Source organism: Salmonella sp. SJTUF14076 (assembly GCF_015534835.1).
Classification (GTDB): domain Bacteria; phylum Pseudomonadota; class Gammaproteobacteria; order Enterobacterales; family Enterobacteriaceae; genus Salmonella; species Salmonella enterica.
Genome location: NZ_CP064674.1, coordinates 1234660 through 1255781, shown reverse-complemented (window position 1 = coordinate 1255781; position 21122 = coordinate 1234660). Strand labels below are relative to the sequence as shown.

Sequence of the window (21122 nt, the reverse complement as noted above, 5' to 3'; positions counted from 1 at the left end):
GTCCTGTACGGGGTTTTCTCTTAGGAGTGAACTGGTGCGCGTGTTGATTCCTTTTACGGTGTTGTTTCTCTCCGGGTGCAGCCATCTGGCTAACGACCACTGGAGCGGTCAGGATAAAGCCCAGCATTTTATGGCATCAGCGATGCTATCGGCAGCCGGTAATGAGTATGCGCGTCACCAGGGAGTAAGCCCTGACCGCAGCGCAGCGATAGGGCTGATGTTTTCTTTGAGTCTCGGAGCCTCAAAAGAACTCTGGGACAGCCGCCCGGAAGGCAGCGGCTGGAGCTGGAAAGATTTTGTCTGGGATGTCGCTGGCGCGACAACCGGTTACGCTATCTGGCAAATGGCGCGATACTAAAGGCGTAAGCCCTTTCCTTTACGGTGCAACATCAGCGAAACCAGGAAAGCCAGAACGGCCATCGCGGTAACATACCAGAAGAACGAACTCTCCATACCGACAGATTTTAGCGACAGCGCGACATATTCCGCAGAGCCGCCAAATAACGCATTTGCTACCGCGTAAGATAAACCGACGCCCAGGGCGCGAACCTGCGCCGGAAACATCTCCGCTTTCAGGATCCCGCTAATCGAGGTATAGAAACTCACAATCAATAGCGCGCACATCACTAAAGCAAATGCGGCATAAGGCGACGTCACATTCTGCAACGCGGAGAGAATTGGAACGGTGAAAAGCGTCGCAAGCGCGCCAAAACATAGCATAGAAGTGCGCCTGCCAATCTTATCGGATAACGCGCCGAATAACGGCTGCACCAACATGAAAACACACAGCGCGACCGTCATAATGCCGCTGGCGACATTGGCATGCATACCTGCTGTATTTACCAGATATTTCTGCATATAGGTGGTGAAGGTATAAAAGCACAGCGAGCCTGCCGCGGTGAAACCAAGCACCATCAAAAAGGCTTTGCGATTACGCCACAAACCTTTCAACGAACCGGCTTCTTTTAACGCGCGAGTCTCATGCTTCGAGGTTTCATCCAGTTGGCGACGTAGCCATAACGCCACAACTGCCAGCACGGCGCCCAGCGCAAAGGGAATACGCCATCCCCAGGCACGAAGCTCAGCATCCTCCAGAACCTGCTGCAAAATCACAACGACCAGCAATGCCAGCAACTGGCCACCGATAAGCGTAACGTACTGAAAAGACGCGAAAAATCCCTTACGACCTTCAAGCGCAACTTCACTCATATATGTCGCGCTGGTCCCATACTCTCCCCCTACCGAGAGCCCCTGAAATAACCTTGCAATAAGTAGCAGCGCCGGTGCCCAGGTGCCGATGGTATCGTAACCAGGTAAGCAGGCAATCACCAGCGACCCCATGCACATCATGCACACCGAAATCAACATTGAGGCTTTGCGCCCGCGTCGATCGGCAATGCGTCCAAACAGCCAACCACCGATAGGCCGCATTAAAAAACCGGCGGCAAAGACGCCTGCCGTTTGCAAAAGCTGAGTAGTGGTATTACCAGAAGGAAAGAAGATATGTGCAAAATAGAGCGAGCAGAAAGAGTAGACGTAGAAATCAAACCATTCCACTAAGTTTCCGGAAGAGGCCCCCACGATAGCCCATATGCGTCGCCGCATCTCCGGAGCCTCAGCGTTGTTTTTATCTATACGCTGAATAATTTCTGCCATACTGTTCTCCTCGTTGCCAGGCTTAATCGGCCTTTTATTTTGGAGATTCAGATTACGCGAGACTAAAAAGTAAATAAAGTGTTAATTATTTGTTTGCTAATTTTTATCCCCACCGTGCCTGATGCTGGCGTTTCCGTTTCAGATAGTCTTCGTCCTGACGGATTTTATCCCACCAACCTTTGAAAACCGTTGCCGCCGCGGCCTTAATAGGATCATTACCCCGTGTAATCAGGCTGCCGTCTTCTGCATACTTTTTACCGCCTTTATAGTTAGCGTATCGCCTGGCGCGGGTGTATCCCATCTGAATAAATTTACGCGCCATGTCCATACCAACGAAATCATTCTGCTGCCGGTAAGCTTCGAACAACTGGTAGATTTGCTCTGCGGATTTCATCGCCGATGCTTCATCTTTATAGCGCCAGAAAGGAAGAATTTCGCTTTTGTAGGGTTCAACCAGTAGCACCCCCTGCTCGCCTCGTCCAACCTGATACAATTCAGGCTGCTGGCGGAAATCGATGCTGGAAAAGTCCTGCTGGTAGTTAAAAGGTTTGATAGCCAATGAAAATCCTCACTGCTTATATAAGCACGTGTAAAGGATAGTTCATCGTTAACGATTGGGTGGGTTGTGCTCTTATCAGTTCTACAAGAGCACCAGCTTCGTAGGCGGGATAATTCCTGTAGGCCGAATAAGGCGGAGCCGCCATCCGGCAGAAACAGACAAAAACAAAAGGCCCAGTCTTTCGACTGAGCCGTTTGCTTAATTTGATGCCTGGCAGTTCCCTACTCTCGCATGGGGAGACCCCACACTACCATCGGCGCTACGGCGTTTCACTTCTGAGTTCGGCATGGGGTCAGGTGGGACCACCGCGCTACGGCCGCCAAGCAAATTCTTTGTGCTCTGTCCTGTGTCTTTTACACTGATACGGCGTTGGCTGCTCTTGCGGGCGTCAGTCACATACTTCTGTATGCTCCTTCCGTCGCTGCGTTTGCCGCCTTGTCTCAGCGTAAAATCCTTCGGACTCTGAATCTGAGCTGAAAATCGTCTCTCATCCGCCAAAACATCTTCGGCGTTGTAAGGTTAAGCCTCACGGTTCATTAGTACCGGTTAGCTCAACGCATCGCTGCGCTTACACACCCGGCCTATCAACGTCGTCGTCTTCAACGTTCCTTCAGGAGACTTTAAGTCTCAGGGAGAACTCATCTCGGGGCAAGTTTCGTGCTTAGATGCTTTCAGCACTTATCTCTTCCGCATTTAGCTACCGGGCAGTGCCATTGGCATGACAACCCGAACACCAGTGATGCGTCCACTCCGGTCCTCTCGTACTAGGAGCAGCCCCCCTCAGTTCTCCAGCGCCCACGGCAGATAGGGACCGAACTGTCTCACGACGTTCTAAACCCAGCTCGCGTACCACTTTAAATGGCGAACAGCCATACCCTTGGGACCTACTTCAGCCCCAGGATGTGATGAGCCGACATCGAGGTGCCAAACACCGCCGTCGATATGAACTCTTGGGCGGTATCAGCCTGTTATCCCCGGAGTACCTTTTATCCGTTGAGCGATGGCCCTTCCATTCAGAACCACCGGATCACTATGACCTGCTTTCGCACCTGCTCGCGCCGTCACGCTCGCAGTCAAGCTGGCTTATGCCATTGCACTAACCTCCTGATGTCCGACCAGGATTAGCCAACCTTCGTGCTCCTCCGTTACTCTTTAGGAGGAGACCGCCCCAGTCAAACTACCCACCAGACACTGTCCGCAACCCGGATTACGGGTCCACGTTAGAACATCAAACATTAAAGGGTGGTATTTCAAGGTCGGCTCCATGCAGACTGGCGTCCACACTTCAAAGCCTCCCACCTATCCTACACATCAAGGCTCAATGTTCAGTGTCAAGCTATAGTAAAGGTTCACGGGGTCTTTCCGTCTTGCCGCGGGTACACTGCATCTTCACAGCGAGTTCAATTTCACTGAGTCTCGGGTGGAGACAGCCTGGCCATCATTACGCCATTCGTGCAGGTCGGAACTTACCCGACAAGGAATTTCGCTACCTTAGGACCGTTATAGTTACGGCCGCCGTTTACCGGGGCTTCGATCAGGAGCTTCGCTTGCGCTGACCCCATCAATTAACCTTCCGGCACCGGGCAGGCGTCACACCGTATACGTCCACTTTCGTGTTTGCACAGTGCTGTGTTTTTAATAAACAGTTGCAGCCAGCTGGTATCTTCGACTGACTTCAGCTCCATGAGTAAATCACTTCACCTACGTGTCAGCGTGCCTTCTCCCGAAGTTACGGCACCATTTTGCCTAGTTCCTTCACCCGAGTTCTCTCAAGCGCCTTGGTATTCTCTACCTGACCACCTGTGTCGGTTTGGGGTACGATTTGATGTTACCTGATGCTTAGAGGCTTTTCCTGGAAGCAGGGCATTTGTTGCTTCAGCACCGTAGTGCCTCGTCGTCACGCCTCAGTGTTAAAGTGAACCGGATTTACCTGGAACACACACCTACACGCTTAAACCGGGACAACCGTCGCCCGGCCAACATAGCCTTCTCCGTCCCCCCTTCGCAGTAACACCAAGTACGGGAATATTAACCCGTTTCCCATCGACTACGCCTTTCGGCCTCGCCTTAGGGGTCGACTCACCCTGCCCCGATTAACGTTGGACAGGAACCCTTGGTCTTCCGGCGAGCGGGCTTTTCACCCGCTTTATCGTTACTTATGTCAGCATTCGCACTTCTGATACCTCCAGCAACCCTCACAGGCCACCTTCGCAGGCTTACAGAACGCTCCCCTACCCAACAACACCTGAGTGTCGCTGCCGCAGCTTCGGTGCATGGTTTAGCCCCGTTACATCTTCCGCGCAGGCCGACTCGACCAGTGAGCTATTACGCTTTCTTTAAATGATGGCTGCTTCTAAGCCAACATCCTGGCTGTCTGGGCCTTCCCACATCGTTTCCCACTTAACCATGACTTTGGGACCTTAGCTGGCGGTCTGGGTTGTTTCCCTCTTCACGACGGACGTTAGCACCCGCCGTGTGTCTCCCGTGATAACATTCTCCGGTATTCGCAGTTTGCATCGGGTTGGTAAGCCGGGATGGCCCCCTAGCCGAAACAGTGCTCTACCCCCGGAGATGAATTCACGAGGCGCTACCTAAATAGCTTTCGGGGAGAACCAGCTATCTCCCGGTTTGATTGGCCTTTCACCCCCAGCCACAGGTCATCCGCTAATTTTTCAACATTAGTCGGTTCGGTCCTCCAGTTAGTGTTACCCAACCTTCAACCTGCCCATGGCTAGATCACCGGGTTTCGGGTCTATACCCTGCAACTTAACGCCCGGTTAAGACTCGGTTTCCCTGCGGCTCCCCTATACGGTTAACCTTGCTACAGAATATAAGTCGCTGACCCATTATACAAAAGGTACGCAGTCACCCCACCACTAAGCCCCCTCTGCTTGTTTTGCGGTTGAACGTCGCTTTCGCTCCGTTAACCATTGCCATCAGCAAAGGATGCGTATGTGGAGTTCACCACTGGCTTAGTGGTGGGGCTCCCACTGCTTGTACGTACACGGTTTCAGGTTCTTTTTCACTCCCCTCGCCGGGGTTCTTTTCGCCTTTCCCTCACGGTACTGGTTCACTATCGGTCAGTCAGGAGTATTTAGCCTTGGAGGATGGTCCCCCCATATTCAGACAGGATACCACGTGTCCCGCCCTACTCATCGAGCTCACAGCACATGCGCTTTTGTGTACGGGGCTGTCACCCTGTATCGCGCGCCTTTCCAGACGCTTCCACTAACACACATGCTGATTCAGGCTCTGGGCTCCTCCCCGTTCGCTCGCCGCTACTGGGGGAATCTCGGTTGATTTCTTTTCCTCGGGGTACTTAGATGTTTCAGTTCCCCCGGTTCGCCTCATTAACCTATGGATTCAGTTAATGATAGTGTGACGAGTCACACTGGGTTTCCCCATTCGGAAATCGCCGGTTATAACGGTTCATATCACCTTACCGGCGCTTATCGCAGATTAGCACGTCCTTCATCGCCTCTGACTGCCAGGGCATCCACCGTGTACGCTTAGTCGCTTAACCTCACAACCCGAAGATGTTTCACTTCGTGTTGCGAAAATTTGAGAGACTCACGAACAACTTTCGTTGTTCTGTGTTTCAATTTTCAGCTTGATCCAGATTTTTAAAGAGCAAATATCTCAAACGTGACTCGTAAGTCAGTTTTGAGATACTGATGGCAACGCCTTTCACACATTACCGCGCAAGTGGCGTCCCCTAGGGGATTCGAACCCCTGTTACCGCCGTGAAAGGGCGGTGTCCTGGGCCTCTAGACGAAGGGGACACGAAAATTGCTTATCACGCGCTGCGTGATATTTTCGTGTAGGGTGAGCTTTCATTAATAGAAAGCGAACGGCCTTATTTCTTCAGCCTCACTCCCAACGCGTAAACGCCTTGCTATTTACTTTTCATCAGACAATCTGTGTGAGCACTGCAAAGAACAGTTCTTTAAGGTAAGGAGGTGATCCAACCGCAGGTTCCCCTACGGTTACCTTGTTACGACTTCACCCCAGTCATGAATCACAAAGTGGTAAGCGCCCTCCCGAAGGTTAAGCTACCTACTTCTTTTGCAACCCACTCCCATGGTGTGACGGGCGGTGTGTACAAGGCCCGGGAACGTATTCACCGTGGCATTCTGATCCACGATTACTAGCGATTCCGACTTCATGGAGTCGAGTTGCAGACTCCAATCCGGACTACGACGCACTTTATGAGGTCCGCTTGCTCTCGCGAGGTCGCTTCTCTTTGTATGCGCCATTGTAGCACGTGTGTAGCCCTGGTCGTAAGGGCCATGATGACTTGACGTCATCCCCACCTTCCTCCAGTTTATCACTGGCAGTCTCCTTTGAGTTCCCGGCCGGACCGCTGGCAACAAAGGATAAGGGTTGCGCTCGTTGCGGGACTTAACCCAACATTTCACAACACGAGCTGACGACAGCCATGCAGCACCTGTCTCACAGTTCCCGAAGGCACCAGTCCATCTCTGGAAAGTTCTGTGGATGTCAAGACCAGGTAAGGTTCTTCGCGTTGCATCGAATTAAACCACATGCTCCACCGCTTGTGCGGGCCCCCGTCAATTCATTTGAGTTTTAACCTTGCGGCCGTACTCCCCAGGCGGTCTACTTAACGCGTTAGCTCCGGAAGCCACGCCTCAAGGGCACAACCTCCAAGTAGACATCGTTTACGGCGTGGACTACCAGGGTATCTAATCCTGTTTGCTCCCCACGCTTTCGCACCTGAGCGTCAGTCTTTGTCCAGGGGGCCGCCTTCGCCACCGGTATTCCTCCAGATCTCTACGCATTTCACCGCTACACCTGGAATTCTACCCCCCTCTACAAGACTCAAGCCTGCCAGTTTCGAATGCAGTTCCCAGGTTGAGCCCGGGGATTTCACATCCGACTTGACAGACCGCCTGCGTGCGCTTTACGCCCAGTAATTCCGATTAACGCTTGCACCCTCCGTATTACCGCGGCTGCTGGCACGGAGTTAGCCGGTGCTTCTTCTGCGGGTAACGTCAATTGCTGCGGTTATTAACCACAACACCTTCCTCCCCGCTGAAAGTACTTTACAACCCGAAGGCCTTCTTCATACACGCGGCATGGCTGCATCAGGCTTGCGCCCATTGTGCAATATTCCCCACTGCTGCCTCCCGTAGGAGTCTGGACCGTGTCTCAGTTCCAGTGTGGCTGGTCATCCTCTCAGACCAGCTAGGGATCGTCGCCTTGGTGAGCCGTTACCTCACCAACAAGCTAATCCCATCTGGGCACATCTGATGGCAAGAGGCCCGAAGGTCCCCCTCTTTGGTCTTGCGACGTTATGCGGTATTAGCCACCGTTTCCAGTAGTTATCCCCCTCCATCAGGCAGTTTCCCAGACATTACTCACCCGTCCGCCACTCGTCAGCGAAGCAGCAAGCTGCTTCCTGTTACCGTTCGACTTGCATGTGTTAGGCCTGCCGCCAGCGTTCAATCTGAGCCATGATCAAACTCTTCAATTTAAAAGTTTGATGCTCAATGAATTAAACTTCGTAATGAATTACGTGTTCACTCTTGAGACTTGGTATTCATTTTTCGTCCGAGGACGTCAAGAATCCGTATCTTCGAGTGCCCACACAGATTGTCTGATAAATTGTTAAAGAGCAGGTGCGACGCGGCTTTCAGCTCACCGTCGCGAGGTGGCGTATATTACGCTTTCCTCTTTTTGAGTCAAGCCTTTATTTTCGCTTTCCTCACAGACTTCTTAACGAAGCCTTTCTGACCCGGCGGCCTGTATGCCGTTGTTCCGTGTCAGTGGTGGCGCATTATAGGGAGTTATTAGAGCCTGACAAGACCTAAATGCAAAAAAAAGCTCAACCGTTCACTTTTCAAACAACATTTGAACCAAAAGCCTATTTTCGCCTGGTTTTTAAACAAAAACGAGCCCGTCAGGGCCCGTTTTATTCAAATTTGTGACTTACTGCACTGCCACAATACGATCATCATTGGCTTCAAGGCGAATCACTTTGCCAGGAACCAGTTCACCAGACAGGATTTGCTGCGCCAGTGGGTTTTCGATCTGCTGTTGAATAGCACGTTTTAACGGACGCGCCCCGTAGACCGGATCGTAACCGTTGGCGCTCAACAGTTTCAGCGCCTCGTCGGAGATATGGATTTCATAACCACGTTCTTCCAGACGTTTGTACAGACGCTGCAGCTGGATCTGAGCAATAGAAGCGATGTGTTGCTCACCTAACGGATGGAATACCACAACTTCATCAATACGGTTGATAAATTCCGGACGGAAGTTTTGGCTAACCACACCCAGCACCATCTCTTTCATTCGACCGTAATCCAGTTCGCCAAAGCGCTCCTGAATGAGATCGGAACCGAGATTAGAAGTCATAATAACCACCGTATTACGGAAGTCGACCGTTCTCCCCTGCCCGTCAGTCAGTCGACCGTCGTCCAGCACCTGCAACAGAATGTTGAATACATCCGGATGCGCTTTTTCCACTTCATCCAACAAGATGACGGAATAAGGGCGACGGCGCACCGCTTCCGTCAAATAACCGCCTTCTTCATAGCCGACATATCCCGGAGGCGCCCCGACCAAACGAGACACGGAGTGTTTCTCCATAAACTCAGACATGTCGATACGCACCATCGCGTCGTCGCTGTCGAACATAAAGTTAGCCAGCGCTTTACACAGTTCGGTTTTACCGACCCCGGTCGGCCCAAGGAACAGGAATGAACCAATCGGACGGTTCGGATCGGACAGCCCAGCACGGCTACGGCGAATCGCGTTAGATACCGCTTCAACCGCTTCGTTCTGCCCGATCACACGGCTGTGTAACTCTTGTTCCATACGCAACAGTTTTTCACGTTCGCCTTCCAGCATTCTGGAAACCGGAATACCGGTCCAGCGCGCCAGCACTTCGGCAATTTCCGCATCCGTTACTTTGTTACGTAACAGACGCATGGTTTTACCTTCCGACTGGGTCGCGGCTTCCAGCTGTTTTTCCAGCTCCGGAATTTTGCCGTACTGCAGTTCAGACATTCGCGCGAGGTCGCCCACACGACGCGCCTGCTCAATGGCAATCTTCGCCTGCTCCAGCTCCGCTTTAATAGTTTGCGTACCAGAGAGCGACGCTTTTTCCGCTTTCCACTCTTCTTCTAACTCAGAATACTGACGCTCTTTATCGTCCAGTTCTTCATTCAGCATATCGAGACGTTTTTTACTCGCCTCGTCAGACTCTTTCATCAACGCCTGCTGTTCCAGTTTGAGCTGAATAATGCGGCGGTCGAGCCTGTCCAGCTCCTCCGGCTTAGAGTCAATCTGCATACGAATGCTGGATGCCGCTTCATCGATGAGGTCGATAGCTTTATCCGGCAACTGACGGTCAGCGATATAGCGGTGAGATAATGTTGCCGCCGCCACAATCGCCGGGTCAGTGATCTGCACATGGTGGTGCAGCTCGTAACGTTCTTTCAGGCCACGCAGAATAGCAATGGTGTCTTCCACTGAAGGTTCTGCGACAAACACTTTTTGAAAACGACGTTCCAGCGCCGCGTCTTTTTCAATGTACTGACGGTATTCATCCAGCGTGGTGGCGCCCACACAGTGCAGTTCACCACGCGCCAGCGCCGGTTTCAGCATATTCCCGGCGTCCATGGCGCCATCGGCCTTACCTGCGCCAACCATCGTGTGCAGCTCGTCAATAAACAGGATGACGTTGCCTTCCTGTTTTGCGAGGTCGTTCAGCACGCCTTTCAGACGCTCTTCAAATTCGCCGCGATATTTCGCCCCGGCCACCAGCGCGCCCATATCCAGCGCCAGTACGCGGCGGCCTTTTAAGCCTTCAGGAACTTCACCATTAATAATGCGCTGCGCCAGCCCTTCAACAATTGCCGTTTTACCGACCCCTGGCTCACCGATTAACACCGGGTTGTTTTTAGTACGACGTTGCAGTACCTGAATGGTACGGCGAATTTCTTCATCACGACCAATTACCGGGTCAAGCTTACCTTGTTCAGCCCGCTCGGTCAGATCGACGGTATATTTTTTCAAGGCCTGACGTTGGTCTTCAGCCCCTTGATCGTTCACGCTTTCACCTCCGCGCATCTGTTCAATTGCCTGAGTGATATTGGCCGTGGTCGCACCGGCTGATTTCAGCAGATCGGTTAACGTGCCGCGAGACTCAAGCGCCGCCAGAACAAACAGCTCTGACGAAATAAAATTGTCCCCCCGTTTTTGCGCCAGCTTGTCGCAAAGGTTCAGTACGCGTACCAGTTCCGAAGAAGGCTGTACGTCGCCGCCGGTGCCTTCCACCTGCGGTAAACGGCTCAGCGCCTGATCGATAGCGGTGCGCAACTGGCCAGCATTAATGCCGGCGGAGGTTAATAAAGGACGTATCGATCCCCCTTCCTGGTTCAGCAAGGCGCTCATTAAATGAAGAGGTTCGATGAATTGGTTGTCGTGCCCCAGCGCGAGCGACTGGGCATCGGCAAGAGCAAGCTGGAATTTGTTAGTAAGACGATCCAGACGCATAACTCCTCCCATAACAGGTCAAAATTGCTACTGGAGATTAAATGAGGTCATCCCTCAATTATTCAAGGTGAATGACCTGAATTATGTGAAAAGAAAGTTACCCGTACCGGATCGTCTTGATTCTTTAGGTTATATCAGCCAAATAAAACTTGCCATACGACCTGTCGTCTTGTCGCGACGATAAGAGAAGAAAGTCTCACTTTCGCTAAAGGTGCAGCGATCCCCGCCATAGACATGTTCAACGCCGGTATTCGCCAGACGTTGGCGTGCAAGCTGATAAATATCCGCCAGAAATTTTCCCCCGTGCGGCAAAAATGCGCTATCGGCTTGCGCATCTTTTGCTAAAAATGCGTCACGCACTTCCGGCCCCACTTCAAACGCGGTCGGGCCGATCGCCGGACCTAACCAGGCGATGATATTTTCTGGTTTGTCAGCAAAGCAGGTGACAGTTTCCTCCAGTACGCCTTCACATAATCCGCGCCAGCCCGCATGAGCCGCCGCCACTTCTGTTCCCTCACGGTTACAGAATAGCACAGGCAGGCAGTCTGCCGTCATTACCGCGCAGACGGTTCCTGGCGTATTGCTGTAAGACGCATCCGCACGTTTGGAGGCATAAGGTTCTCCGGTAAGCCTCAACACATTTTTACCGTGAACCTGTTCAAGCCAGACAGGTTTCGAAGGCAGATTGCCCGCCGCAAACAGACGCTTGCGGTTCTCTTCAACATGCTCCGGGTTATCGCCGCAATGCGCGCCCAGATTCAGCGAGTCGTAAGGCGGTAAACTCACCCCGCCAATACGGGTAGAACTACAGGCTGCGACGCCTTTCGGCAGCGGCCACTGCGGGACAATCAGTGCATTCATAACCAGTCCACATCATCTTTATGATCTTCAAAATCGGCGCGCATCGCATCGATAAGGTCCACCATATCTTGTGGAATCGGCGCGTGCCACTCCATTTCGATACCCGATACAGGATGGTAGAGACGCAGCATCGTTGCATGAAGCGCCTGGCGGTCAAACTTACGCAGCGTGGAAATAAATTCTTCCGATGCGCCTTTCGGTGGACGTGGACGACCACCGTAGACCTGATCGCCCACTAACGGATGCGTAATATGCGCCATATGCACGCGGATCTGGTGCGTACGCCCGGTCTCCAGACGCAACCTAAGACGCGTGTGCACACGGAAATGTTCCATAATGCGGTAGTGGGTCACCGCCGGTTTGCCCATGGGATGCACCGACATATGGGTACGTTTGGTCGGGTGACGACTGATGGGTTCATTCACCGTTCCTCCCGCCGTCATATGTCCGATCGCGACCGCTTCATATTCGCGGGTGATCTCGCGCAGCTGCAAAGACTCCACCAGGCGCGTTTGCGCCGGAACGGTTTTGGCCACCACCATCAGCCCCGTCGTGTCCTTATCCAGACGATGCACAATGCCCGCGCGCGGGACATCCGCAATCGGCGGATAATAATGTAGCAACGCGTTCAGTACCGTACCGTCCGGGTTACCCGCGCCAGGATGTACCACCAGATCGCGTGGTTTGTTGATAACCAGAATATCGTCATCTTCATAAACAATATCTAACGGGATATCCTGCGCTTCAAAACGAATCTCTTCGTCGATCTCCGCATCAATAGCCACCCGCTCGCCACCTAACACTTTTTCTTTTGGCTTATCGCAAAGTTGACCATTGACCAACACGCGCTGATTCAAAATCCATTCTTTTATACGCGAACGTGAATAATCCGGGAACATTTCGGCCAAAGCCTGATCTAAGCGTTGACCGAGTTGGTTTTCGGAGACCGTTGCGGTGAGTTGTACTCGTTGTGCCATATACAGCTTCTTCGTTTAACGTTGGGTTTTACGGCTTTGCCGTTTAATATAGTGTGCTATTGTAGCTGGTCTTAACCGGGAGCAGGAACAGAGAATCTCCCGTAAAACATTTTGAGGAAAGTCAAAACGTCATGACGCGCATGAAATATCTGGTGGCAGCAGCCACGTTGAGCCTGTTTCTGGCGGGTTGCTCGGGTTCAAAGGAAGAGGTGCCCGATAATCCGCCGAATGAAATCTACGCGACTGCTCAGCAAAAGCTGCAGGACGGTAACTGGAAACAGGCAATAACGCAATTGGAAGCGTTAGATAATCGTTATCCATTCGGACCGTATTCTCAGCAGGTGCAGTTGGATCTTATCTACGCCTATTACAAAAACGCCGATTTGCCGCTAGCGCAGGCCGCCATCGATCGTTTTATGCGTCTTAATCCAACGCACCCTAATATTGACTATGTCATGTACATGCGCGGCCTGACGAACATGGCGCTGGATGATAGCGCGCTGCAAGGTTTCTTTGGCGTCGATCGCAGCGATCGCGATCCGCAACATGCGCGGGCGGCGTTCAATGACTTTTCGAAACTGGTACGCAGCTATCCTAATAGCCAGTACACCACCGACGCCACTAAGCGTCTGGTATTCCTGAAAGACCGTCTGGCGAAATATGAATATTCCGTCGCAGAGTACTATACCGCGCGCGGCGCATGGGTTGCGGTCGTAAACCGGGTAGAAGGTATGCTACGCAATTATCCTGATACGCAGGCCACGCGCGATGCGTTGCCGCTGATGGAAAACGCCTATCGTCAGATGCAGCTGAATGCGCAGGCTGACAAAGTCGCGAAAATTATTGCCGCTAACAGCAAAAACACCTGAAGCAATACCAACAAGCAAAACGGCAGCCTTCCGGCTGCCGTTTTTTTATTCGATATCTGATGCAACAGAAATGATTTCACTGCAACGCATCCAGTCAAATATGGCCTGCTTTCAGCCATTCCTCAAGTAAAAGATCGCTTCTTCCTGCGATGCCTCACAAAAAGTTCGCCTTGACAAAAAGTGACAAAATAATGTGATTTACATCACACATTTTGACATTAAGAACGGTATGCTGGAATCACCAAGACGGGAAAGACAAGAGGTAAAATTTATGACAATGAACATTACCAGTAAACAAATGGAAATTACTCCGGCAATCCGCCAACATGTCGCAGACCGTCTCGCCAAACTGGAAAAATGGCAAACTCACCTGATTAATCCTCATATCATTCTGTCTAAAGAGCCACAGGGTTTTATTGCTGACGCCACCATTAATACACCGAACGGACATCTGGTCGCCAGCGCAAAACACGAAGATATGTACACCGCTATTAATGAATTGATCAACAAGCTGGAACGGCAGCTCAATAAAGTGCAGCACAAAGGCGAAGCCCGTCGTGCCACCGCATCGGTGAAAGATGCCAGCTTCGTCGAAGCAGAAGAAGAGTAGTCCCTTACATTGAGTGTATCGCCAACGCGCCTTCGGGCGCGTTTTATTTCACTGTAGCACACTGAAATAAAAGGATTTATTTCAACCAGCGTCCACATATCGACCACATCGACAACAAAAAACCCCGAATCTGGGGTTTTTTCATATGGAGCCTTAAATGCAAGAGTTAGAAGGAGCACCACTACATCAATCAAAACTGGCCGGCGTCAGGCTTGCTTGTCCTCCTGAACTTTCAGCTTCAATAAAAGATTACTTCAAAAGTAACGGGTTTGACGTTAGTAACACTGTTTGCTTTTCCAACAATGCACCAGATAGACTTAATCTCATCTTTGAAGTGGCTACTCAGGCAAGGAAGTTAGCAGGGGTTATTATGGGATTACTGAACAGGAACGATGTTGAAATCGAGTTGAATCTTTGCACTCGCGGTGATGAGCCGAAAACAGCAAAGGTAAAATTGCGTAGCCTGAAAGATGTTGAGGCTTGCGAACGTCTGATCGACAAGCTGGCATCAGTGGTTGTGAAGCCCAAACAAGACGACCAGTAAACGCAGCAATAGCCCCATTCTCTGGGGCTTTTTTGTATCTGTAAAATGTTAATGAATTTGCGCTCCCCCACCTCTCATATTTAAGACGGCCATCGGAAAACCGTCACAACCATCACGCATCCTGAAATTACACATTAACCATATGATTATTATAAATAAATGTTGTGACGGTAAAACCATCACAAAACGTAACGCAAACCGTCACACCCAATAAATTCAGTGAGTTATAAAACAGATTTGTGATGATCTAAGACCGTCACACTGTGATGCTGTTGTGATGTTTTTGTGATGGTTTTAGTAATGCCTATTTATTATTTAATATCATATAGATAGATACTATTTTTAAATCTTGTGACGTTTGTGACGGTTTTCCGATGGTCCCCCTCAATTTTTGAAAAAATCAGAATTGGTCAGAAATCACCCTGATTTGTTGGTAGTTTTGTATATCTAACTGTTAGTGACTTGAGCACTGGAGCGTCTACGTTAGTGCAGGTATGGCAATGGTTCAGGCTGTGCAAAGTATTTCAGTTCCGCATTCCACTGCCATTCCGCGCCAGAGTACGCCAGTTAAGGCCTGGACACTTACACGCTCTTACGTGATCCCGCTGCGGTCGTTACGTAAAAAGTCACGTAATCGCTGTTAATCCCGCATGTAATCAGGCTCCGATATTTCTCCCCCATAGCCGGCAATCGCACAAAAACTGAAATCCTTGAAATCTGTTTCACACATTTCAGTTGGCGAACCACTGCCAAAGCCCCAGCGCTGGCGCGGTCTGGCGATGTGTTTTGTACGACCGGAAAAACTGAAATCATTCTCAACACGAAAACCGCAGGCGGGTGCGGTGTAGCGCCGTTTTCGTCTCTTCCTCCGTTATTTCGTCGCCAACAGACAGCCGCAGCGGCTTGCTGTGCCACTGAAACAAATGTGGTAATGGATGAACGGGGGCAGATATTAACGACGCTAAAAATGCGTCTGATACGGTCTGAAAGTGGGGATAAAAAAGCCAGCATTATGCGGGCTGAAAAGAGAGAATCAGGCGATGATGTTCTGGTACTTGCTCCGGGTCTGCCCGGCCTTCGCTGCTGTCTGATTAAATGCGCCCGCGTTCGTCGGCGTACCAACACTGGGGTGTGAATGGCTCGCACATTGCTGCGCCAGCTCTGCCAGTAAATCAATGGTGTCCAGCATCATGGTTAGCGTATTTACGCCCTCGCTACCGATATGCACGGTTGGCCCCATAATCTGCTGACCGCCCGCTGCCACGGATTTACGTAATGCGGCAATCTTTTCTGTCAGGGTTCCCCCCACATCAACATTCATGGCGCCGGCCACTTTCGTGGACAGCTGCCCGGCGATTTCGGTTTCTTCATTTCCTGTAATACTGGCCAGCCGGTTTCCTTTTACCGCCTGGCTGAAGTCGCCAGCACTGACCTGCTGTATGGCTCCGGCCATCAGCGTGGCGGTACCCAGTACTGTGATTTTATCCGTGGCTTTCACCGTGGTTTCACGGCTGACCAGTTCTCGTCGTTCCGTGTCGGCTTTCACCGTCCGCGCCATCGATGTTTCACTGATGGTCTGATCCGTCTGGCGTACCCAGTCTCCTGCCTGTGTCACGCGTTGCGAGACTTCCGCTCGCTGCTGTTGCAGCTGTTCGCCGGGCTTAATGTCCGGCAGACTGGTGCCATCCGGCAGCGTCTGCCTGATAAAGGGCTTGTCCGGTCTGCCGCCCGTAAACGCCACTTCTACCAGCGTTCCTTCCGGTGGAAACTGGAACATTCCCGAATCGTTACCGGCCATTGGCACCGGCAGCGGTACGGCGGAATATACCGGCGTCTGGTTGTCCGGGTTGCCGTCCGCGTCAAGCAGCTGCACGTCAACAGCGTACCGTGGCCGGAACGGGTCGGCAAAATTACCGCTTTTTACGGCCTCGCTGGGCGCCACCACCCTGGCCAGTTTGGGCAGGTGAAGACCTGAAGCCAGTTCCGGGTAATGGCTTTCTATCTGGCGCTGCGCCGGTGTTTTCTGCAATGGCTGACCTGTGGCGCGGTTCCGTGGTGTCCAGGTGATGGTCATTGTGTCATTCGTCAGATGAACTTTGGTCACGCGTTCCCCGTTCACGTCCACGCCCGGACGAAGACTCTGGATCACCGGCAATGTCATGGAATTACCGCCCGCCGTTCCCTGGCTGAACTCTGCCGGGATTTCTACCGGGCGTCCGGCAAACAGCGCCTTTTCTGCGCCGCCGACATACAGCGAACCATCCGGCAATGGATACCAGATGTAATCCGTGATACTGAATGCCCTGCCCAGGTTATTCAGCAGCTGGTATCCCGTCCCGTTATGGGTGAAATGGGGGATCGGTTTATCACTGTACGGCACATCCGGTACCGCAATGCTGATCCCGCTGTTTTCCTCCAGCCATCCGGCCACATCGCGCAGTGTGGGATGCTGAAATGAGCATGGCCACATCCGCTCAAACACGCCAGCCAGCTCGCGGACAAACAGACGCTGATAACCGTTTTCGGCAGGCTGTGAGCGCTCCACATAGCCGGTAAACCAGCGCAGAAGTAAACCGGAATACCCCACATCCAGCCGTACCAGTTTGCCGGTGTAGTCTGTGGTCGTCTGTGCCGTAATAAAGCCACGTCCGCAGCTGTTCAGCTCCAGCACCAGACTGGCGTCAGCCAGGTGTATTTCATCCGTTGAAAGGTAAAGGCGTTTTACTGGTTTCATCATTAACCTAAAGCATCATTGACGGGCTTCAGCACCCTGCGTTCAAACCACGTCAGTTTTTCTTCATCCTCTCCGGCACTCTGGCCACCGGATTGTCCCGTACTGCTGGCCGTCTGTTTTTTTGCCGTTGTTTTACCGGTTGCCCTGGCTTCCCGCTTCTCCTGTACGCTGACATGTTCCGCCAGGGTGAACGTGACCAGCCAGGCCATTTTCCCGTCCTGCGGCGGTGCATCCAGCATTCCGCTGAAGGTGGCCTCACGAAAATTCACCGCTCTGGCCACCTCATGCGCAACGCGGTATTTCATGCGTTTCCCGTCTGCATCGGTGGCGCTGGCCAGTTCAAAAATACGCTTCAGGATCTCCGGGTTTTTAAAGGGTATTTCGCCGCTGATACGCAGCTCTTTGCCCTTTGCCCCCTGCTCTGATTTGGTGGTCGCGCTGGTCTGACCGGACTGGTCTTTATCCTGAAACTGCTGGGAAACGGTCACGCGCATGTTTTTCAGCAGTATGGCCTCACCATTAAGCGCCAGTGTCGGGATCGACGTCATGAATCATGCCCCTTATTCCATCAAGATTTTTTCCGGCCAGCATGATTGCCGCAGTATAAACAGCTGAAGGCTGCGGAATGTCCTTTACCAGCGCCAGAAGGGTGGCGGCGGTGTCGCCACTGGCCGTAAATACCCATGCCCTGGCGCTTTTCCCCTGCAAATCAGCAAGGCCGCTGGCCACATCGTTAATCAGGCTGTCACGCAGTTGCGTAAATTCCTCCAGCTGTTGTTTCAGCCCGTCCAGGCTGAATCCGGCGCCAGCCGCTTTCTGCGCCTCACTGATAGCGGCAGCGGATAACGCTGCCCTGCTGGTCGGAACGGACAGCGGAATGGCAACCGGCAGTCCTGCCCCGGCTTTCGCGGGGATCTGCATTTTCTCAGTAGCCAGTGTCGCCGCAGACTCAGCCAGACGTCTAACCTGGGTGAATGCGGGCGCGGGGAAAACATCCACCAGGCTGTTAAGCCCCTTCATGAAGTTTTCATGGGTCTGTCCCGTTACCATCATGATCACCACATCGGTATTGCCTCCCGTTCCGGCCAGCCTTTCCGCCAGATAATGGATTGCATTGACCGGACTCAGGTATGCCCCGTTATCAGTCTGCTGCCCCAGACCGTGAATCCACGGATGCGCCGGAACGACGGAACAATCCAGCGCAGCCAGAGAATCCGTAAAAGCCAGACGCGCTTCACGCCACATCCGGTACCTCCGGCCAGTCAATATCTGGCGCACCAGTCAGATCCAGACGGCGCAATTTTGTACGCACTTCACGTAAATCGGAAAGTTCGACCAGCTCGGCATCAGTAATATCACTATCATCCTGCGCTTCCATAAGCTGATTGATTTTTGACGTGACCGACGCCATGCGCCGGTCGCGTTCTGCTGTCGCTAAAGCAACATAATCAACCTGAACAGGTGCGATAACGCCGTTGCTATAGGTAAAATTACCAGCCTGGAAACCATCAGGAATATCAGTATCAGCGAGTTCCACAACAGAGCAATTCAGCGGAAATAACTTTGTTGCATCTTTATCCGCAGCAATAATCAGCCCTGTTTTGTCATACTGTATTTTCAGTGTGTCTGGCTGAAATAATTTCTGTAGCACATACCAGTCAACACCTGATTCATCGTGGATAAACTGAACGCTGCAGTTCTCTGATAACTCCTGCTGAACAGGGGTTAATTCCGTTGTTTTAGTGAATTTTTTAAAATGTCTCATTTTTATGTCCCTACCGTATACCACTGACCATTCACTTTAAGCTGTAACAAGCGTCGTTGGATCCGGTCTGGTGTATCGTTCGAGTCTCCATTCTCAACACCTGTAATGACGTAACCTAACTGGTCTGCAAATCCGGGCGAACGATATAAGTTTCCATGCTCAACGGCACCGAATCGAATTGACTGAACATACCCACTTAGCATGTCAGTTGTAGCAAGGAATACACCAGAACCATCATCATGAAGCATAAATGGCTTTGTTTTGTCGTTCTGGTACACACCGACCATGGTGATGTATTGTCGTAACGGTCTGCCTGCAATATACGCACTCAACCAGCCAGGCCCGCTGCCTGTGCCCCATATATCGCCGTAAACATCGCCGTTTTTGTTGAATATCGCATTTCCGGCCTGCAAATTTTCAGCAGCTGCGATAACACCGAGTCGGGTGCTGATATATGCCCGGATAGCCAGGTCTTCTGAGTTCTGAAATCCAATACCATTCCATGACTTAATGTTCAGATTGTTACCATTAAAACCTGCACTATCAACGTCACCTTTAGCCATCCCACCAGTGCCATCCCCAACCGTAACCAGGGTATCGCCACGCATATTTGGAGCAGAAATCCCCCCCGTAAAGGCGCCCCCCTCCAGCATCGCCACATGACGCCATGAGGTAATACCTGCTCCTGTACCGTGACCAAACAATACGTTATTGCCACTGACTGCAAGAACATCCACAACAGTGGTCGGACTTACCACCTCGCTAAGGGTAATAATTTGCCAGAAACTTACCTGGTCTGGCGCATCAGGTGCCTGATGTGCGCGCATAAACTGACAGCCTGTAGCCGCCCTGGCACCAATTGATGTTCGGTCAATTGCGTCACTGACAAATGTTCCCGCGAGGAACCTGCCATCACCTTTGAAAAGCACATTTCCCAGTCCAATATTTTGAACAAACAGAGGTTTATCAGGAATATCCGATCCGTTCCTGTCTTTCGCTAGTCGTGCTGCGGCATTATCCATAGCAATCTTGACTGCTTTCGGCGTAGCGGCCTGTTCTTCACTGGTGCTGTCTGTCGCGCTGCTTAACTGAGTGAACCCCTTCGCGCTGGTAGTGGCGTCCGGATGATTACGGGATTGCTCATGTTTTCTCAGCGCATCGCTGGCCTGCTGCTCATTCAGTGTCCCTTTCGGGCGTAAATCCGTAATATTGCCGTTTTCATCAATACCCGCCACCGCAAACACATAATGCTGTACGCCGTTCTGCACATAATCCGCCAGGTTGTCAGCAACCGTAATACGGGACTGCACACCCCACACGCTGGTAAGCGTTCCTGTCCAGCATACATCCAGCCAGACTTTGACTGGCCTGGTTGTCACGGTAATATTCAGGTTTTCTGCAAGCGTTGTGCGCAGACCTGCCACATAGCCGGTACCTTTGGTCACATAAAACTGATTCCCGCTTTTCCCGACCAGATAGCCGTCCCCAAAAAACGCCGCCGCCCCGAAGATGTCGATATTTTCCAGGCGCTGGCGCTCGTCCATTCCGGCCATACGCGCGGTAAAGTCAATCTGCCAGGTCTCAGCAGGCGTATTAATTCCGGTTTCAGCCTGTGCGCCGTTATATTCCATCAGAAACGAGCGTGTAAGCACGTTCCCCTGTTGCCCTTCAGCTGTTTTAAGTTTTTGCTGTAATGGCGCATGAACAATCATTGCCAGCGTACCGCTGGCCTTATTAATCAGACCAATCCAGTTAAAGGAAAAATCCCCCACATCAGCCCCCAGTACGACGGAATGCACCACAGCGTTGTCATTCACCACGCCCTTACGGCTGACGGCCTGCCGGTGAACAATCTGTTCAGCCGGTGGCAGGGTTTCATTGCGGTCAACCGGCTGATCCGGGTCAAGTGCCGGCACATTAGCGAACACAAATTCATCCAGCAGAACAGGCTCCCCCGTGGTGCCCTGTTGCGCTTTCCACTGTTCAAATGCCAGTGTGATTGTTGTCTGTGACATATAATCCCC

At 51.8% G+C, this 21122-nt stretch carries 13 protein-coding genes, 1 tRNA gene, 3 rRNA genes and 2 pseudogenes; 4 read left to right on the top strand and 15 right to left on the bottom strand.

Going from position 1 to position 21122, the window contains the following annotated elements:
• Nucleotides 1–34: 34 nt before the first annotated feature.
• Nucleotides 35–358 carry a YfiM family lipoprotein gene (locus HU143_RS06135; protein ID WP_001264473.1) on the top strand — a complete coding sequence of 108 codons (324 nt, stop codon included), beginning with the start codon at nucleotides 35–37 and terminating at the stop codon, nucleotides 356–358.
• Here HU143_RS06135 and HU143_RS06130 read toward each other — a convergent pair.
• The 9 genes from HU143_RS06130 to rluD form a co-directional block, all read right to left on the bottom strand.
• Nucleotides 355–1656: an MFS transporter gene (locus HU143_RS06130; RefSeq protein ID WP_000807818.1), complete on the bottom strand. Its 1302-nt coding sequence runs from the start codon at nucleotides 1654–1656 to the stop codon at nucleotides 355–357. The genes HU143_RS06135 and HU143_RS06130 overlap by 4 nt on opposite strands.
• 103 nt (nucleotides 1657–1759) lie before the next feature.
• Nucleotides 1760–2215, bottom strand: coding sequence for a DUF4385 domain-containing protein (locus HU143_RS06125; RefSeq protein ID WP_023227274.1), 456 nt, complete (start codon nucleotides 2213–2215; stop codon nucleotides 1760–1762).
• Nucleotides 2216–2423: 208 nt separating this feature from the next.
• Nucleotides 2424–2539 (bottom strand): 5S ribosomal RNA (rrf, locus tag HU143_RS06120).
• A 191-nt stretch (nucleotides 2540–2730) separates the two neighbouring features.
• Nucleotides 2731–5738 (bottom strand): 23S ribosomal RNA (locus HU143_RS06115).
• A gap of 183 nt (nucleotides 5739–5921) precedes the next feature.
• Nucleotides 5922–5997 (bottom strand) — tRNA-Glu (locus tag HU143_RS06110).
• 170 nt (nucleotides 5998–6167) lie between these two features.
• Nucleotides 6168–7709, bottom strand: a 16S ribosomal RNA gene (locus tag HU143_RS06105).
• Together the 16S, 23S and 5S rRNA genes with 1 tRNA gene alongside form the textbook arrangement of a ribosomal RNA operon.
• 455 nt (nucleotides 7710–8164) lie before the next feature.
• A complete protein-coding gene (clpB, locus tag HU143_RS06100; RefSeq protein WP_001235094.1) occupies nucleotides 8165–10738 on the bottom strand; it encodes an ATP-dependent chaperone ClpB in 2574 nt (857 codons plus the stop codon).
• Between the two features lie 129 nt (nucleotides 10739–10867).
• A complete protein-coding gene (gene yfiH, locus HU143_RS06095; RefSeq protein ID WP_000992640.1) occupies nucleotides 10868–11599 on the bottom strand; it encodes a purine nucleoside phosphorylase YfiH in 732 nt (243 codons plus the stop codon).
• On the bottom strand, nucleotides 11596–12576 hold the full coding sequence (gene rluD, locus HU143_RS06090; protein ID WP_000079130.1) for a 23S rRNA pseudouridine(1911/1915/1917) synthase RluD: 981 nt from the start codon (nucleotides 12574–12576) through the stop codon (nucleotides 11596–11598). Before rluD ends, yfiH begins: the two co-directional genes overlap by 4 nt.
• A gap of 131 nt (nucleotides 12577–12707) precedes the next feature.
• Here rluD and bamD point away from each other — a divergent pair, with 131 nt between their 5' ends.
• The 3 genes from bamD (at nucleotide 12708) to HU143_RS06075 (ending at nucleotide 14599) form a co-directional block, all read left to right on the top strand.
• Complete coding sequence (gene bamD / locus HU143_RS06085; RefSeq protein ID WP_000197660.1) at nucleotides 12708–13445, top strand: outer membrane protein assembly factor BamD; 738 nt, start codon at nucleotides 12708–12710, stop codon at nucleotides 13443–13445.
• A 271-nt stretch (nucleotides 13446–13716) separates the two neighbouring features.
• A complete protein-coding gene (raiA, locus tag HU143_RS06080; RefSeq protein WP_000178449.1) occupies nucleotides 13717–14055 on the top strand; it encodes a ribosome-associated translation inhibitor RaiA in 339 nt (112 codons plus the stop codon).
• 157 nt (nucleotides 14056–14212) lie between these two features.
• Nucleotides 14213–14599: a hypothetical protein gene (locus HU143_RS06075; RefSeq protein WP_001748131.1), complete on the top strand. Its 387-nt coding sequence runs from the start codon at nucleotides 14213–14215 to the stop codon at nucleotides 14597–14599.
• A gap of 1033 nt (nucleotides 14600–15632) precedes the next feature.
• On the opposite strand, the gene HU143_RS06070 is transcribed toward HU143_RS06075, so the two are convergent.
• From HU143_RS06070 to HU143_RS24440, 6 genes and pseudogenes are all read right to left on the bottom strand, one after another.
• Nucleotides 15633–17336 (bottom strand): hypothetical protein, encoded by a 1704-nt coding sequence (locus HU143_RS06070; protein ID WP_089541748.1) that lies wholly within the window; start codon nucleotides 17334–17336, stop codon nucleotides 15633–15635.
• A complete protein-coding gene (locus HU143_RS06065; RefSeq protein WP_000200789.1) occupies nucleotides 17336–17881 on the bottom strand; it encodes a hypothetical protein in 546 nt (181 codons plus the stop codon). The genes HU143_RS06070 and HU143_RS06065 overlap by 1 nt, the downstream gene beginning before the upstream one ends.
• Entirely contained in the window at nucleotides 17853–18578 is a 726-nt protein-coding gene (locus HU143_RS06060) for a hypothetical protein (protein ID WP_054175280.1), read from the bottom strand. Before HU143_RS06060 ends, HU143_RS06065 begins: the two co-directional genes overlap by 29 nt.
• The gene (locus tag HU143_RS06055) at nucleotides 18568–19098 is read right to left on the bottom strand and encodes a tail fiber assembly protein (protein ID WP_001215677.1); all 531 of its coding nucleotides are present in this window, start codon (nucleotides 19096–19098) and stop codon (nucleotides 18568–18570) included. The genes HU143_RS06060 and HU143_RS06055 overlap by 11 nt, the downstream gene beginning before the upstream one ends.
• 2 nt (nucleotides 19099–19100) lie before the next feature.
• Nucleotides 19101–20102, bottom strand: a pseudogene (locus HU143_RS24445) (phage tail protein); the annotation flags it as partial.
• Nucleotides 20103–20147: 45 nt separating this feature from the next.
• Nucleotides 20148–21113, bottom strand: a pseudogene (locus tag HU143_RS24440) (phage tail protein); the annotation flags it as partial.
• Nucleotides 21114–21122: the final 9 nt, after the last annotated feature.

Bases quoted from the DNA above. Each gene is read 5' to 3' on its own strand.
- HU143_RS06060 (WP_054175280.1), bottom strand. From the start codon at position 18,578: ATGTGGCGTGAAGCGCGTCTGGCTTTTACGGATTCTCTGGCTGCGCTG.
- rluD (WP_000079130.1), bottom strand. From the start codon at position 12,576: ATGGCACAACGAGTACAACTCACCGCAACGGTCTCCGAAAACCAACTC.
- raiA (WP_000178449.1), top strand. From the start codon at position 13,717: ATGACAATGAACATTACCAGTAAACAAATGGAAATTACTCCGGCAATC.
- HU143_RS06075 (WP_001748131.1), top strand. From the start codon at position 14,213: ATGCAAGAGTTAGAAGGAGCACCACTACATCAATCAAAACTGGCCGGC.
- HU143_RS06065 (WP_000200789.1), bottom strand. From the start codon at position 17,881: ATGACGTCGATCCCGACACTGGCGCTTAATGGTGAGGCCATACTGCTG.
- clpB (WP_001235094.1), bottom strand. From the start codon at position 10,738: ATGCGTCTGGATCGTCTTACTAACAAATTCCAGCTTGCTCTTGCCGAT.
- bamD (WP_000197660.1), top strand. From the start codon at position 12,708: ATGACGCGCATGAAATATCTGGTGGCAGCAGCCACGTTGAGCCTGTTT.
- yfiH (WP_000992640.1), bottom strand. From the start codon at position 11,599: ATGAATGCACTGATTGTCCCGCAGTGGCCGCTGCCGAAAGGCGTCGCA.
- HU143_RS06130 (WP_000807818.1), bottom strand. From the start codon at position 1,656: ATGGCAGAAATTATTCAGCGTATAGATAAAAACAACGCTGAGGCTCCG.
- HU143_RS06070 (WP_089541748.1), bottom strand. From the start codon at position 17,336: ATGATGAAACCAGTAAAACGCCTTTACCTTTCAACGGATGAAATACAC.
- HU143_RS06055 (WP_001215677.1), bottom strand. From the start codon at position 19,098: ATGAGACATTTTAAAAAATTCACTAAAACAACGGAATTAACCCCTGTT.